Origin of the sequence: Vibrio sp. RW (assembly GCF_027587105.1) — a bacterium.
In the GTDB taxonomy this organism is placed as follows: domain Bacteria; phylum Pseudomonadota; class Gammaproteobacteria; order Enterobacterales; family Vibrionaceae; genus Vibrio; species Vibrio toranzoniae.
On sequence record NZ_JAPPTM010000008.1, the window covers coordinates 1 to 16,434 of the forward strand.

At 43.7% G+C, this 16,434-nt stretch carries 9 protein-coding genes and 1 riboswitch; of the genes, 3 read left to right on the top strand and 6 right to left on the bottom strand.

Annotated features, from left to right (window positions below; genetic code table 11):
- Window positions 1-532: 532 nt before the first annotated feature.
- Window positions 533-1,813, bottom strand: coding sequence for a cation:proton antiporter (locus OCT63_RS09145; RefSeq protein WP_060467065.1), 1,281 nt, complete (start codon window positions 1,811-1,813; stop codon window positions 533-535).
- A 168-nt stretch (window positions 1,814-1,981) separates the two neighbouring features.
- Between OCT63_RS09145 and metH the strand changes: the two genes are divergently transcribed.
- Window positions 1,982-5,659: a methionine synthase gene (gene metH / locus OCT63_RS09150; RefSeq protein ID WP_269983621.1), complete on the top strand. Its 3,678-nt coding sequence runs from the start codon at window positions 1,982-1,984 to the stop codon at window positions 5,657-5,659.
- Between the two features lie 115 nt (window positions 5,660-5,774).
- Here metH and lysC read toward each other — a convergent pair whose 3' ends face one another.
- Window positions 5,775-7,142 (bottom strand): lysine-sensitive aspartokinase 3, encoded by a 1,368-nt coding sequence (gene lysC / locus OCT63_RS09155; RefSeq protein ID WP_161672694.1) that lies wholly within the window; start codon window positions 7,140-7,142, stop codon window positions 5,775-5,777.
- 109 nt (window positions 7,143-7,251) lie between these two features.
- Window positions 7,252-7,429, bottom strand: a riboswitch (Lysine riboswitch).
- A 176-nt stretch (window positions 7,430-7,605) separates the two neighbouring features.
- Here lysC and OCT63_RS09160 point away from each other — a divergent pair.
- On the top strand, window positions 7,606-8,751 hold the full coding sequence (locus tag OCT63_RS09160; RefSeq protein ID WP_161749921.1) for a pyridoxal-phosphate-dependent aminotransferase family protein: 1,146 nt from the start codon (window positions 7,606-7,608) through the stop codon (window positions 8,749-8,751).
- A gap of 255 nt (window positions 8,752-9,006) precedes the next feature.
- On the opposite strand, the gene OCT63_RS09165 is transcribed toward OCT63_RS09160, so the two are convergent.
- From OCT63_RS09165 to OCT63_RS09180, 4 genes are all read right to left on the bottom strand, one after another.
- On the bottom strand, window positions 9,007-10,773 hold the full coding sequence (locus OCT63_RS09165; RefSeq protein ID WP_269983622.1) for a PglL family O-oligosaccharyltransferase: 1,767 nt from the start codon (window positions 10,771-10,773) through the stop codon (window positions 9,007-9,009).
- A gap of 96 nt (window positions 10,774-10,869) precedes the next feature.
- A complete protein-coding gene (gene uvrA, locus OCT63_RS09170) occupies window positions 10,870-13,701 on the bottom strand; it encodes an excinuclease ABC subunit UvrA (protein WP_161688078.1) in 2,832 nt (943 codons plus the stop codon).
- 149 nt (window positions 13,702-13,850) lie between these two features.
- Window positions 13,851-14,723, bottom strand: coding sequence for a UTP--glucose-1-phosphate uridylyltransferase GalU (gene galU / locus OCT63_RS09175; protein WP_077679908.1), 873 nt, complete (start codon window positions 14,721-14,723; stop codon window positions 13,851-13,853).
- 160 nt (window positions 14,724-14,883) lie between these two features.
- The gene (locus tag OCT63_RS09180) at window positions 14,884-15,531 is read right to left on the bottom strand and encodes a LuxR C-terminal-related transcriptional regulator (protein ID WP_060467072.1); all 648 of its coding nucleotides are present in this window, start codon (window positions 15,529-15,531) and stop codon (window positions 14,884-14,886) included.
- A gap of 278 nt (window positions 15,532-15,809) precedes the next feature.
- Between OCT63_RS09180 and OCT63_RS09185 the strand changes: the two genes are divergently transcribed.
- Entirely contained in the window at window positions 15,810-16,373 is a 564-nt protein-coding gene (locus OCT63_RS09185; protein WP_017055929.1) for a single-stranded DNA-binding protein, read from the top strand.
- Window positions 16,374-16,434: the final 61 nt, after the last annotated feature.

Below are 16,434 nucleotides of genomic sequence, written 5' to 3' on the forward strand. Positions count from 1 at the left end.
GGAGCCTTTTTACTTTTTGGTTTTGAAACATGTCATTACAGAGCAGCGGATTCCCTGACTAACCAAAACAGCGCGTGTTGGGAGTTCGAATCTCTCCACCCCTGCCATATCTAAGGCTCTAGCAGAAATGCTGGAGCCTTTTTTACTTTTTGGTGCTGAAAGATGTCATTAGTAAATCAGCGGATTCCCTCGATTAACCAAAACAGCGCGTGTTGGGAACTCGAATCTCTCCACCCCTGCCATATCTAAGGTTCTAGCAGAAATGCTGGAGCCTTTTTTACTTTTTGATGCTGAAACATGTCATTAGTAGAGCAGCGGATTCCCCGACTTACCAAAACAGCGCGTGTTGGGATTTCTAGCGTTTAGCCCACATAGGCGCCTTTGATTGTTCTTATCATCCCTGTACATCTTTCATCTTGAGCTTTTACACATATATTTTGTTTTGATTGTGGAAAAGCTTGGAGTGGTTAGTTTTTAGCAGGCACAAAAAAGGCCACCTAAATTAGGCAGCCTGATTTCATATTTTTAGATGTTAATCTAGCTCTTTCTCAGCTTGTTTCGCCTTCTCTATCATTGGAGTAATGGTTGAGCCTTGAACTAGAATAGAGAACACAACAACGGCATAGGTCATGACGAGTATGATCTCTTTTACATCGATGAGCTTCTCTTCAACTACCCAAATACCAGAAGGGATTGAAAGTGCCATTGCTAGAGCCAAGCCACCACGAAGGCCACCCCAAGTGAGAATGTTAATTGACCATGGGTTATAAGTTCTAAAGCGTTTAAATCCGACATAGGATAAGAAAACACTTAGGTAGCGAGCGCTTAATACGAGGGGGACAGCGAATGCCATTAAGATCCAATCCTCTTGATGGAACTTAAATAGCAACATCGACATACCAATTAATAAGAATAATACGCCGTTTAAGAATTCATCTATCAGCTCCCAGAAATGGTCTAAATGATCCTCACTCTCTTTTGAAAAGCCAATGAACCTTGTCCAGTTTCCTATCATGATTCCAGAGACTACCATTGCTAATGGCCCCGATACGTGTAGGACCTCTGCGAAGGCATAGCCCGCAGTTGGTATGCCGAGCGTTAGCAGTAATTCCATTGAGTGATCATCGGTATTGCTGATTAGGTAATGGAACAGTAAACCTAAAGCAAAGCCATAGACGATACCGCCAATAGCTTCTTGGACAAATAGCATGGTTACGCTACCTACCGTTGGCGCTTCTGTGCCGAATGCGATGGTAAATAGAGTTACGAAGATGACTAAGCCAAAGCCATCATTAAATAGAGATTCTCCCTCGATTTGAGTCGAGATTCGTCTTGGAGCGTCAAGTTTCTTTACTATCGCTAACACTGCTATTGGATCGGTTGGAGAGATTAAAGAGCCAAAGAGTAAGCAATAAATCAGGTCAAATTGAATACCGATGAATTGACAGAATCCATAGAGCACAAAGCCGATAAAGAATGTTGAAAATAGCGTAGCACCAAGTGCGAGGACTGTTATTTCCCACTTCTGGTCTTTTAGATTCGGTAATTTAATCCCCAAACCGCCAGCAAAAAGTAAGAAGCCTAGTATTCCTTTGAGTAGGAAGTCTTCAAAGTTGATACTGGCAACGGTTTCTGAGGCGATGTCAGCCAATTGGAACCAATTATTTTGTCCTGCAATGATAATTAATAGAGATAAAATCATTGAGCCAGCAGTAATGGCGATAGTTGTCTGCATTTTACCAATTTTACTATTGACGAAAGCAATCAGCATGGCTGCTGCAGACAAGAAACATAAGGTGTAGTAAACCGACATTGGGATTCCAATATGTAACAAAGTATAAACGTGAATTTTCGTTGTCTCATGCTCAAATAGCAAACACTTTTTGTTATTAGTCGGTAATCAATTACCTGTTTTAGACGTCTAGACTCCTTTTTAATGTGTGATAGGATGGAGAGATAATTAAAGGAATGAGGTTGTACCGTGGGAAGTAATGTAAGGCAAAAGATTGAAGCTTTGTTGAAGCAACGAATTTTACTGATTGATGGTGGCATGGGTACCATGATTCAGGACTATAAATTGGAAGAACACGACTATCGTGGTAAACGTTTCGCTGAATGGCATAGTGATTTAAAAGGCAACAACGACCTATTGGTACTTACGCAGCCTAATCTTATCAAAGATATCCATGAAAAATATCTGGAAGCAGGGGCGGATATCCTTGAGACCAATACCTTTAATGCTACAACCATCGCTATGGCTGACTACGATATGGAAGGTCTTAGTGAAGAGATTAACTTTGCTGCTGCTAAGCTGGCTCGTGAAGCCGCTGATAAATGGACAGCAAAAACCCCAGAAAAACCTCGTTTTGTCGCGGGTGTACTAGGTCCAACCAACCGAACTTGTTCTATCTCCCCGGATGTGAATGACCCCGGTTACCGTAATGTTAGCTTTGATGAACTTGTTGAAGCTTACTCTGAATCGACTCGTGCTCTTATCAAAGGCGGCTCAGATCTTATTCTTATCGAAACCATCTTCGATACGTTAAACGCTAAAGCCTGTTCTTTTGCTGTTGAATCTGTTTTTGAAGAAGTCGGCATCACGCTTCCTGTGATGATTTCCGGAACCATAACGGATGCATCAGGCCGAACGCTTTCAGGACAAACGACGGAAGCCTTCTACAACGCCCTTCGCCATGTTAAGCCTATTTCATTTGGTTTGAACTGTGCATTGGGCCCGGATGAACTACGAGAATATGTCAGCGAGATGTCTCGTATCTCTGAGAGCTATGTTTCTGCTCACCCTAACGCTGGTTTACCTAATGCCTTTGGTGAGTATGATCTTTCACCAGAAGATATGGCAGAACATGTTAAGGAGTGGGCGGAAAGTGGCTTCTTGAACTTAATTGGTGGCTGTTGTGGTACCACGCCCGAACATATTCGCCAGATGGCAGAGGCTGTAGAGGGGGTAACACCGCGTCAGTTGCCTGACCTACCTGTGTCGTGTCGCTTATCCGGTTTGGAACCTCTGACAATCACGAAAGAGTCTTTATTTGTAAACGTGGGTGAACGTACTAATGTTACTGGTTCTGCACGCTTCAAACGTTTGATCAAAGATGAGCTTTACGATGAAGCGTTGAGTGTTGCTCGAGAACAAGTAGAAAACGGTGCACAAATCATCGATATCAACATGGATGAAGGGATGCTAGACGCAGAGGCGTGCATGGTTAAATTCCTGAACCTATGTGCTTCTGAACCAGAGATCTCGAAAGTACCTGTCATGGTCGACTCTTCCAAGTGGGAAGTGATCGAAGCTGGCCTGAAATGTATTCAGGGTAAAGGTATTGTTAACTCTATCTCCTTGAAAGAAGGCAAAGCGAAGTTTGTCGAGCAAGCTAAATTGGTTCGCCGCTATGGTGCAGCAGTAATCGTGATGGCTTTTGATGAAGTTGGCCAAGCCGATACTCGAGAGCGTAAAGTCGAGATCTGTACTAACGCTTACAACATTCTTGTTGATGAAGTGGGTTTCCCACCTGAAGACATTATTTTTGACCCGAACATCTTCGCAGTGGCGACGGGTATTGATGAGCATAACAACTACGCGGTCGATTTCATTGAAGCGGTAGGCGATATCAAGCGTGACCTCCCTCATGCGATGATCTCTGGTGGCGTGTCGAACGTGTCGTTCTCATTCCGTGGCAACAATTACGTTCGTGAGGCAATCCACGCAGTATTCCTATATCACTGTTTTAAGAATGGCATGGATATGGGCATCGTAAACGCTGGTCAGTTAGAAATTTACGATAACGTTCCAGAAGATCTGCGTGATGCTGTTGAAGATGTTGTACTGAACCGTCGTGATGATTCGACCGAACGTTTGCTTGATATGGCAACCGAGTACCTAGAGCGAGCCGTGGGTAAAGTTGAAGATAAGTCAGCTTTAGAATGGCGAACTTGGCCTGTAGAGAAGCGATTAGAGCACTCTTTGGTAAAAGGTATTACCGACTTTATTATTGAAGATACCGAAGAAGCTCGCGTTAATGCTTCTCGTCCTATTGAAGTGATTGAAGGCCCTCTAATGGACGGCATGAACGTTGTAGGTGACCTATTTGGTGAAGGTAAGATGTTCTTACCACAGGTAGTTAAGTCTGCGCGTGTAATGAAGCAGGCTGTTGCACACTTAGAACCGTTCATCAATGCATCCAAAGAAGTGGGCGCGACTAACGGTAAGATTTTGTTAGCGACCGTTAAAGGCGACGTACACGATATCGGTAAGAATATCGTTGGCGTGGTTTTGCAGTGTAACAACTACGAAATTATCGACTTAGGTGTGATGGTTTCTTGTGAAAAGATTCTAAAGGTCGCTAAAGAAGAGAACGTCGACATTATCGGCTTATCTGGTTTGATCACGCCATCTCTTGATGAAATGGTACACGTAGCCAAAGAGATGGAGAGACAAGGCTTTAAGCTTCCTCTATTGATTGGTGGCGCAACCACCTCTAAAGCGCACACTGCGGTTAAGATTGAACAGAACTATTCTGAGCCAGTGGTTTATGTAAACAACGCCTCTCGTGCTGTGGGTGTGTGTACCTCACTACTTTCTGATGAATTGAAACCTGCTTTCGTCGAGAAGTTGGATATCGATTATGATCGCGTTTGTGATCAACATAATCGTAAGAAGCCTCGTACTAAGCCTGTCACGCTTGAAAAAGCCCGTGCCAATAAAGTGGCCATTGATTGGGATGCTTATACACCACCGGCACCGGCTAAGCCGGGAGTACACATATTCAATGACTTCGACGTGGCTACGTTACGTAACTACATCGACTGGACACCATTCTTCATGACGTGGTCTTTAGTTGGTAAGTACCCTGCGATTCTTGAGCATGAGGAAGTGGGCGAAGAAGCGAAACGTTTATTCAAAGATGCGAACGATCTGTTAGACCGCGTGGAGAAAGAAAAGCTACTTGAAGCGCGTGGCATGTGTACAATGTTCCCTGCCAACAGTGTTGGCGATGATATTGAGGTGTATACCGATGAATCTCGTACTGAGGTGTTAAAGGTTCTGCATAATCTTCGTCAACAAACAGAGAAACCAAAAGGCTTTAACTACTGCTTGTCTGATTACATTGCGCCAAAAGAAAGCGGTAAAGCGGACTGGATTGGCGGTTTTGCGGTAACTGGCGGTATTGGTGAACGTGAATTGGCTGATGAATACAAAGCCAATGGCGATGATTACAATGCAATCATGATTCAAGCCATTGCAGACCGATTGGCTGAGGCGTTCGCTGAGTATCTTCACAAAGAGGTGAGAAAGGACATTTGGGGTTACTCGCCAGATGAGGATTTGTCTAATGACGATTTGATTCGAGAGAAATACCAAGGTATTCGTCCTGCTCCAGGTTACCCTGCTTGCCCTGAACATACCGAGAAAGGTACGTTGTGGGAGTTAATGGATATTGAGAACGCGATTGATATGTCCTTAACGTCGAGCTATGCGATGTGGCCTGGTGCTTCTGTGTCTGGTATGTACTTTTCACATCCTGATGCTCGATACTTTGCAATTGCACAGATTCAACAAGATCAGGTGGAGAGCTATGCCGATCGGAAAGGTTGGGATATGTTGGAAGCTGAGAAGTGGTTAGGTCCAAACATTAACTAGCTTCTAATCTATGACGAGTTTTGATTCGTAAAGTAAAAAGAGAAAGGGTTGCTTATTAGCAACCCTTTTTGTATTTGTGATTTAGTCATCTATCAGTCGATGATAAACGGACTGTCTATTCAAATAGCTCTTGATGAAGTTTCTGAATCGCTAGCTTAGAAACAGACTCATTCAGCAGGAAGCACAAGTTGTGAGGGCTTGCACCGTAGCAAATCATACGCAGGTTGAAATCTTCTAGCGTGCCGAATACCTGTTTCGCATACCCTTTGCTTTCACTCATGTTGTTACCAATAAGAGCAACAAGGCACAGGTCGTGCTCAATATCGACAGAACACAGTTCTTCAAGCTCAATACGCGCTGCTTCTGGTAATTCAGGAGCACCACCTGATGTATCTGTTTGATCCAGCGTAAGTGAAACGCTGATCTCTGATGTGGTGATTAGATCGACGGAGATCTTATGTTTAGCAAGGATCTCGAACACTTTCGCAAGGAAACCGTAAGCATGGAACATATTGGCGCTACGCAGCGTCACCATGGTTTGGTTGCAGCGTAGGGCAAGGGCTCTGAATAGAGGAGAGCTTTCTACCTGCTGACGAATCCAAGTACCACCGAGCTCGGGTGCTTTTGATGAGCCAACAAATACTGGGATTTGGTGGCGCAATGCAGGTACTAGAGTCGAAGGGTGTAATATCTTCGCACCAAAGTTTGCCATTTCCGATGCTTCACTGAAGCTGATCTCCGGGATAGGTGCAGCTTTAGGTGCAATACGAGGGTCTGTGGTGTAGATGCCCGGAACATCAGTCCAGATCTCTAAACCAATCGCTTGTACAGATTCTGCAATGAGTGCTGCTGAATAATCACTGCCACCGCGGCCTAAAGTCGTGGTATTGCCTTCGCTATCAGCACCGATAAAACCTTGAGTAACGACAACTTGTTGTTGGCAAAGTGGAATCAGTTTCTGTTGTGCTAAGTCTGCAATATCTTCGAGTTGTGGCTCGGCTTTACCAAATTCATGATTGGTGCGCATGACTTCTCGAATATCAAAGCGAACCGCTGGTGTGCCACGTTCGCAGATAATCTGAGTCAGGATATGTGTCGACATCAATTCACCACACGCAACAAGGTGATCGGTTAACTTGGCACTCGTTTGGAAAGATGCCGCTTCGGCTGCGTTTGCAATATCACCAAGAATGCAGTGTATATCCTTTTCAATACTGATTGGGTCGGCGAGTTGGTCAAGAATGGCATTATGGATATCAGCTAATTGCGTCATCAATTGCTGGCGACGAGCTTTGTCTTGAACTCCATTTGCGAGTTCTACCAGCAAGTTAGTCACGCCAGAGCATGCACTGCTTACGACCAGTTTTGTATTTGAGTTGTTTTCAATAATGGCAGCACAACGGCTCATTGCTTCAAAGTTAGCAACACTTGTGCCACCAAACTTAGCGACATTAAAAGAACCAGCTACATTAGATGCACTCACGATATATCTCCCACGACTTCCTAAAATAAAATTACGGTTGGGTAATCCAACGTCCGATGTTTTTCGAAGAGAGTATTTAGAGCAAAAAGAGAGGAATTATTAGAATAGTAACCTCAGAAGCTCCTCACCATATAGAAATGGCGACAGTTGACGGGATTCAGCCCGCTCAACCGATAATAAAAGTCCGGCATGCTTTTATTATCTCGGCACTGCTCCCCATAAATGTTTTGTATTGGAAATGCGGTTCCACAAAACATCTGCCTGGGCAGTGCTCCTCTTCTGCTAGATAGCCATTTCATTGAACGTGTTTGCGATAACAATGTCAATCTGTAACTGGAGGTAATTGAAAAATAATTTTAACAATTATGTGACAGTGGTTTGACCTCAATACTTATGGCTAATTGCTGAGGTTATCGATTTGCTTTAGGGTGGAATGTTCACACCATTAACGTAAGGGATGTACATGTCTAATTTAACACTCAATACTGCTATCGATAGCTTTTATCCGCCACACCGAACGTTAATGGGGCCAGGGCCTTCTGATATATCGCCTCAAGTGCTACAGGCTTTGAGCCGTCCGACAATTGGTCATCTAGACCCGTTGTTTATTGCGATGATGGATGAGCTTAAACAACTTCTTAAGTATGCTTTCCAAACGGAGAATGAATTTACGATTGCCGTTTCTGCACCGGGCAGTGCGGGCATGGAAACCTGTTTTGTTAACTTGATTGAGCCTGGTGAGAAAGTCATTGTTTGCCGTAACGGTGTCTTCGGTGAGCGTATGCGCGAGAATGTTGTACGTTGTGGTGGCGAAGCGATCCTTGTTGATGATGAATGGGGCAAGCCGGTTTCTGTCGATAAGGTAGAAAAAGCACTATCGGAAAATCCAGACGCGGTGGCGGTAGCATTTGTGCATGCAGAGACATCAACCGGAGCGTTATCGGATGCTCAAGCTATTTCCGCAGTAGCTCGTCAGTTTGATGCATTGTCGATTGTGGATGCGGTGACATCACTGGGCGGCGTGCCATTGTTGGTTGATGAGTGGCAGCTTGATGCGGTTTATTCTGGCAGCCAAAAGTGTCTGTCTTGTGTGCCAGGGCTATCTCCGGTGACTTTCTCTCAGCGTGCCGTTGATAAAATGAAAGCTCGTCAAGCTCCCGTACAAAGTTGGTTCCTAGACCAGAGCTTAGTATTAGGCTATTGGAGTGGCGAAGGGAAGCGTAGCTATCACCATACTGCACCTGTAAACAGTCTTTATGCGCTACATGAGTCTCTTGTACTATTGAAAAATGAAGGCTTAGATAATGCGTGGTCTCGTCACCATGCGATGCATCAAGAGTTGAAAGAGGGTGTTGAAGCATTAGGACTCAAGTTCGTCGTTGATGAAGAGAGCCGCTTGCCGCAACTTAATACACTTTATTTCCCTGAAGGGATTGATGAAGCTAAGGTAAGGACACAGTTGTTGGAAGAATATAATCTTGAGATTGGTGCGGGGCTTGGTTCATTGGCTGGTAAGGCTTGGCGTATTGGTCTGATGGGTTATGGTGCTCGAAAAGAGAACGTCGCCTTATGCTTAAAAGCGCTCCAAGATGTCTTATACCAATCGTAGTAATTAACTGGTCATCCTAGCTTGTTAAAATACTCGATAACATCGTTAGAAATTTTGATTGTAGAATAACTACTTATCGAAAATCTCTGTCTTGTTCTCAAGCTTTTTCCTACGCTATTTATGACCATCTACTTACTGTGATTGGTATTAAAATAACCTTTCTCTATATGGATTAAAAAAGCGCACGATAGCACGTGCGCTTTTTTTGTGTCGCCTAAACCTCAATCCATGACATTGGTTTTAGGTACTTTGAAATCATTGAGCAGAAGAGATGTTATTTTTAGCTTCTGAAATTTTCTTATAATGTACCTTTGAGAAATCTCTATTTGGAAATAAGAACTTTGCTTCGCTACGAATCTGCTCAGCTTTACTTTCCTCCCCAATCCCTTGATACGCCAGAATTAGGTTGCTATAGAAAGCCGGTCTTGGCTTACTCTGGATGATTTCTAACGACCAATCGATATAAGGCTGAATAAGGCTCGGCTCGGCTTTGTAGAGACCAATGTTTAGATAAGTACTGTATATATCCCAGTCATATCGATCCTTCCACACCACAGGATTTGTCACTTGTTTGAGGATATCAGGATTTTTAGGCTTAGACAGTTCGAACTTAGTCAGTACATAGTTGGTGTGCAACGCACTCAACATATAAAAGCTTACCAAGATTGGTATCACCAAACTCGACACTCTAAATAGAGTTTTACTGATGAGACTAAACGGCTGTTGGTAGTAGTGTCGGGAAGATCGTTGGTCGATCCAGTAAATCAAAATAATGAAAGTGATCCAGTGAATAGCGGAATGATAAAAAGGGTATTCAAGCTGTGAGTGTAACAATATCGGAATGAACAGTGCGAACAGTGCTAGACGCGTACCTTTCGCCGCACTCATGATGCGTAACACCACCAATGCCGCGGCCATTAAGAGCCCAAGGATCGGAACAATTCCACCTTCAACGCCCCAATACAGAATTTCATTGTGCGGGTGGTCCATCGAAGGAAGGCCTGGATGGTAATTTGAGTTGAGTTGGTGCTGGCGAGCGGTATACAGCGTATATTCGGATTCGAACTTTCCGTAGCCATAACCTGTAAAGGGCTTTTCTACCATCATGTCCAGTGCTTGTGGGAAGGTATAAGCTCGTGGACTTTCTAAGTGAGTTCTTTTACTCGCTAAACTATCAGTGGCACTGAGGTTAATCACTGAAAAAGCGACAACGATACCGACCAAAACCGATCCACACCAACCGTAAAACCGCTTCTTAGTCGAGAATTTGTAGAGATAAGGCAGAATACATATAAACCCTATTACAGCAGCTAACCAACCAGTACGTGATGCGATGATAATCAATAACGGCACGGTTAAGGTAGGGGTCAAATACAGTAGAATCGACTTGCTAATTTTATGATTATATTTAGCCGGCTGCCTGGCTAACAGATAAGCGGAAAGTACAAAACCAGTTGCTAGGAAGCTGGCCATAACGTTGGGTTGTTGGAAGATCCCGTAAGGTCTATTGGTCGCAGTGTTATAACCAAACAGGTTGCCTGGTTCTAATAAAAAATATTGCACATACCCAAATAAGGCTTGTAGGACGGTGGCTAACACAATGAACCACAGCATGCGCTGCTTATGCTCATTGCTGAATTTGAATTGCTGAAGCACTACGAATAAGGCAAAGCCTGCCCATAATCCAAGTAAACGCCCTGATGCCCCTTGAGGAGCGGCATTGCTGTATAAAATTGGTAGCGTGAGTATGATACAGCTTATCAAAAAGCCAATCGTTAATTTGGAATACTTGAGTACTCGGTTTGTAGCGAGTTGGTAAAAACCAATGGCTAGCGTGAAGCTAAGAGCTAACCAAGTGGTTGGGTTAAAGGATAAAGCAAGGCCTGAACCACCAGGGTTAGGCATGAAAAAGTGCATGGCCAACAAGAATACGACAGCTAAAGAAGCAATAAATGCTTTGTTTAGCGGTAGCTGGTTTATCTGATTTTCTAGCTGGGTGCCGCTAGTATGTATTGTTGCCATAGATCCCTAACCTTATAAAAACAGAGCTTGTTCCTTATGAAACAAGCTCTGTTACTTTAACATTTTTATGTCTGTTCGTTGGGGGCTATTTTACACCTAGTTTAAATTTAACATAGGCTTAAGGAAGTGGGCAGTATGCGAACTTTCGACTAACGCCACATCTTCAGGTGTACCTTCTGCAACGATTTCACCACCGCCTTGACCACCTTCTGGACCTAAGTCTAAGATCCAATCTGCGGTTTTGATTACGTCAAGGTTATGCTCAATCACCACAACAGTATTACCGTGATCACGCAGTCTATGCAGTACCGTTAACAGCTGCTGAATATCGTGGAAATGCAGCCCTGTTGTCGGTTCATCCAAGATGTATAAGGTTTTCCCTGTATCGCGTTTAGACAGCTCACGCGCTAATTTAACTCGCTGTGCTTCACCGCCTGATAAGGTGGTTGCTGCTTGACCCAAGCGAATGTAAGAAAGACCCACATCCATTAGCGTTTGCAGTTTACGCGCAATCACTGGCACTGGATTAAAGAACTCGCGAGCATCCTCAACCGTCATCTCCAGAACCTCGTCAATGGTTTTACCCTTGTAACGAACTTCTAACGTTTCACGGTTATAGCGCTTACCTTTACATACATCACACGGTACATAGACATCCGGTAAGAAGTGCATTTCTACCTTAATAACACCATCGCCCTGACATGCTTCGCAGCGTCCACCTCGAACGTTAAAGCTGAATCGCCCCGGCTTATAACCACGAGAGCGTGATTCTTGAGTGCCTGCGAACAACTCCCGAATTGGAGTGAAGATTCCAGTGTAGGTCGCCGGGTTTGATCTTGGCGTACGACCGATAGGGCTTTGGTCAATATCGATCACCTTATCAAAGTGTTCTAACCCTTTAATTTTCTTATGTGGCGCAGCTACCGCTGTGGTTGCACCATTGAGTAGGGTGTGAGCGACTTTAAAGAAGGTATCGTTGATCAGTGTCGATTTACCTGAACCAGATACCCCTGTAATACAGCTAAATAAGCCTACCGGAATGGTGGCGGTGATATTTTTCAGGTTGTTACCTGTTGCGCCTATGATCTCTACGACTTTCTTTCTATCGATTGGCGTTCTTTCTTTTGGTACGGCAATTTCTTTAACGCCGCTTAGGTATTGGCCTGTTAAAGAATTCGGATTGTCGATGATATCTTGCATAGTACCTTCGGCAACCACGTGACCACCATGAACACCGGCACCTGGGCCGATATCGATCACATGGTCGGCACAACGGATAGCATCTTCATCGTGCTCAACGACAAGTACGGTATTACCTAAGTCTCTCAGATGTACTAAGGTTTGAAGGAGGCGTTCGTTGTCGCGCTGGTGGAGGCCGATAGACGGTTCATCGAGTACATACATCACGCCAACTAAGCCCGCACCTATTTGACTTGCTAAGCGAATTCGTTGTGCTTCGCCACCTGATAGCGTTTCAGCACTACGCGATAGGTTGAGATAATTCAAACCAACGTTAACTAAGAAGTGCAGGCGGTCATTGATTTCTTTCATCACCTTTTCGGCGATCTGTCCACGCTGACCGCTGAGCGACAAGGTTTGGAAAAATTGCAATGCGTCGGCAATACTGAGCTCAACGATCTCTGGCAATGTCGTGTCACCAATAAATACATTTCTAGCTTCTAGCCTCAAGCGAGTTCCACTACAACTAGAGCAAGACTTGGTCGAAATGTATTTCGCTAAGTCTTCACGCACCGCGCTAGACTCGGTGTCATGATAACGACGCTCTAAAGTATTAAGGATACCTTCAAATGGATGACGCTTGACTCGAATATCACCACGATCATTGATGTATTTGAATTCCACTTCTGTGCGGCCAGAGCCTTTAAGAATGATCTCTTGAGTCTTTTTAGGAAGGGAATTAAACGGTGCATAAAGATCAAAACCATAATGTTCTGATAGTGATGTTAGCATCTGAAAATAGTAATAATTCTTTTGATCCCAACCTTTAATTGCGCCTTCTGCAATGCTTAGGTTTTCATCTAAAATCACTCGGCTTGGGTCAAAGTATTGTTGAATGCCAAGGCCATCACAAGTGCCACATGCACCGGCAGGGTTGTTAAATGAAAATAGACGCGGCTCAAGCTCTTGCATACTGTAGCCACACTTAGGGCAAGCAAAGTTTGCAGAGAACACGATCTCTTCTTGTTCTTGGTCATCCATCCAACCAACCACGGCAATGCCACCAGAAAGCTCTAGTGTTGTCTCAAATGATTCCGCTAAACGTTGCTGAAGGTCTGGACGAACTTTGAATCTATCTACCACGACTTCAATAGTGTGCTTTTTATGAAGCTCAAGGGTGGGCGGATCGGATAAATCACAAGTTTCACCATCAATTCGAGCACGGATAAAACCTTGAGCTGCTAGATTTTCCAATGTTTTTACATGCTCACCTTTACGCTCTTTGACGATAGGTGCCATTAGCATCATCTTTGAACCTTCAGGGAGATCCAACACTTTATCGACCATTTGACTGATGGTTTGTGCTGCTAGAGGCGTGTTGTGGTCAGGACAGCGTGGTTCACCAACTCGTGCATAAAGTAATCTGAGGTAGTCATACACTTCAGTAATGGTGCCAACAGTGGAACGAGGATTGTGAGAGGTCGATTTTTGCTCTATTGAGATGGCTGGAGATAACCCTTCGATGTGATCGACATCGGGCTTTTCCATAAGAGAAAGAAACTGACGAGCGTAAGCTGACAGGGATTCAACATAACGACGTTGTCCTTCTGCATAAAGGGTGTCAAACGCAAGTGACGATTTTCCCGACCCTGATAGTCCTGTGATAACAATTAATTTGTCACGAGGAATGGTTAGGTTGACGTCTTTTAGGTTGTGCGTACGAGCGCCCCTTATTTCTATTTTATCCATCTCAATAGACCGTGTAATTTTCAGTGGCTAAAGTATTACATAGAGTGAGATTTGTGCAAAGTTTTACTGGATAAAAAAACAGTAAACAAAAAGGGTGACTCAAAGAGTCACCCTTTTACAATTCGAAACGCTATGTATTACACCAGTAGTTATGCTTCTTTCTTTGTTGAGTGTTTACCTAACTCGATTTGCTTCTGGTCTTTCTTGTATAGGTTCTCAAAGCAGTAGTTGGTTGCTTCTATGTAGCCTTCAACGCTGCCGCAGTCAAAACGTTGACCTTTAAATTTGTAAGCCAATACACAACCCGCTTTTGCTTGTTTTAGCAATGCGTCGGTAATTTGAATCTCGCCGCCTTTACCTGGTTCTGTTTGTTCGATTAACTCAAAGATATCTGGAGTGAGAATATAGCGGCCAATGATCGCTAGGTTACTTGGCGCCGTTCCTTTTTCTGGCTTTTCTACCATGTCATCGACACGGAATAGATCGTCTTTAATCATTTCACCAGAGATCACACCGTATTTGTGTGTCTCTTCTTCTGGAACTTCTTGTACTGCAACAATTGAGCAGCGGAATTGCTTGTATAAAGCAACCATTTGAGCCAACACGCCTTGTTGCTCATTGACACAAAGGTCATCGGCAAGCACAACTGCAAATGGTTCATCACCAACGAGTTCGCGACCGGTCAATATAGCGTGACCGAGGCCTTTCATTTCACGTTGGCGAATATACGTGAAGTTTGCAGCTTCAATTGTCTCACGAATATTGATCAGCAGATCTTCTTTATTGGTACCACTAATTTGGTGTTCAAGCTCGTAGTTCTTGTCAAAGTGATCCATCAATGAATGCTTACCACGGCCGGTAACAATACACATTCCATCCATACCCGCTTCGATCGCTTCTTCAACACCGTATTCAATCAGAGGTTTGTTTACTACAGGCATCATCTCTTTCGGCATTGACTTAGTTGCAGGTAAAAAACGTGTACCGTAGCCAGCTGCCGGGAAAAGGCACTTTTTGATCATGGTAAGACCCTTTATCTATAATAATAATTATTAATTCAACTTGAGTAGTTGATATTTATGAGGGCAACTCTAGCATAAGTTCTGTATGCAATTCAGCAACAAAACGTATGGTTTACTAGAATTTACCTCTAAATTATCATCAGTTTAAGTGCTCGCTTCATTATGCAAGTAAGTTCTGATTTGCCCAAGCAATTGCTTGGACTCTATTTTTAACCGCTAACTTGCGAAATATCTGATAGAGATGAGATTTGACGGTGAACTCGCTAATAAATAAATCATCGGCTATCTGAGTGTTTGATGAACCTGATTGAAGACAGCGAATAACTTGGATCTCTCGGATGGTTAAATCGACATTCGTGGGTGTCGTGTTGGTGTTGACCATGTTGCGGTAATAAAATAGCAGTTGGTTTGTTACCTTTCTCGGTAACCAGTTATCACCATCAATGACCTCTCGAAGCCCTTTTGCTATTTTGATTTTTTTCTCGGAATCATAAAATAACCCTTTTAGTACGCCATAGTTAAGGAGTTCCGAGGTAGGAAGCTGTTGCGGAACATTAAATAAAATGATCTCATTATTTTTCCATATAACGTACAAGTTAGGGAATACAGCAAGTAATTGTGGCACCGCTTTGTAATCGACGAGTAGGATACGGTTGCTCTGTTTCCTATCTACTAGCATCAAATCGTCCGTTGTCATTTTGTAGAGAGGAATAGACAAATGCTTTTCTACCGCTTTTATGTGTAGGTGAGTGTCGCTGGGATCGATGCACAGAAAGTGTAAAGTGCGAGCATATCGAGATTTTCTCATTGAAATACCTTGTATTAATGGAATGAGATTTCACGTTGTCATGCACGGATAGGCTTCTCTAGCGACATCGTTGTGTCTTGCGTTGAATATCAATTCTAAAAGTAAATGAGTGGTTTGTAAGTGGAGAAAAAAGCAACATCGCTCTGAATATCATGATTTGTTACGTTTTTATTCTTTGTTGTCGCGTGAGAATAGGAATGCGATTTATCACTGCAGAAAAGCATGCTATTCTTGTGCGCTAAAAATTTCTGATACTATGAATTTAGACGGAGCAAATCATGGCTAGCCGTGGAGTTAACAAAGTTATATTAGTGGGTAACCTAGGTAATGACCCTGAAATTCGTTACATGCCAAGTGGCAGTGCTGTAGCGAACATTACCATTGCAACGTCAGAGTCATGGCGTGACAAAGCAACTGGCGAACAGCGTGAAAAAACAGAATGGCACCGTGTTGCTCTGTTTGGAAAGCTGGCGGAAGTTGCTGGTGAATACCTACGTAAAGGGTCTCAAGTTTACATTGAAGGTCAACTTCAGACTCGTAAATGGCAAGATCAAAGCGGTCAAGATCGCTACACGACTGAAGTGGTTGTTCAAGGGTTCAACGGTGTCATGCAAATGCTTGGTGGCCGTGCTCAAGGCGGTGCTCCTGCTCAAGGTGGTATGGGTAACCAACAGCAAGGTGGTTGGGGTCAACCACAGCAGCCACAACAACAGCAGCAATCACAACAACAGTACAGTGCTCCTGCTCAACAGCAGCCTAAAGCACCCCAGCAAGCTCCTCAGCAGGCTCAACCTCAATACAATGAGCCGCCAATGGATTTTGATGATGACATCCCATTCTGAGGATTACCTGAGATCTAGTTTTGTTAAGTTTGGTGGTTTAAGTCAAATGTAACAAGGGTTT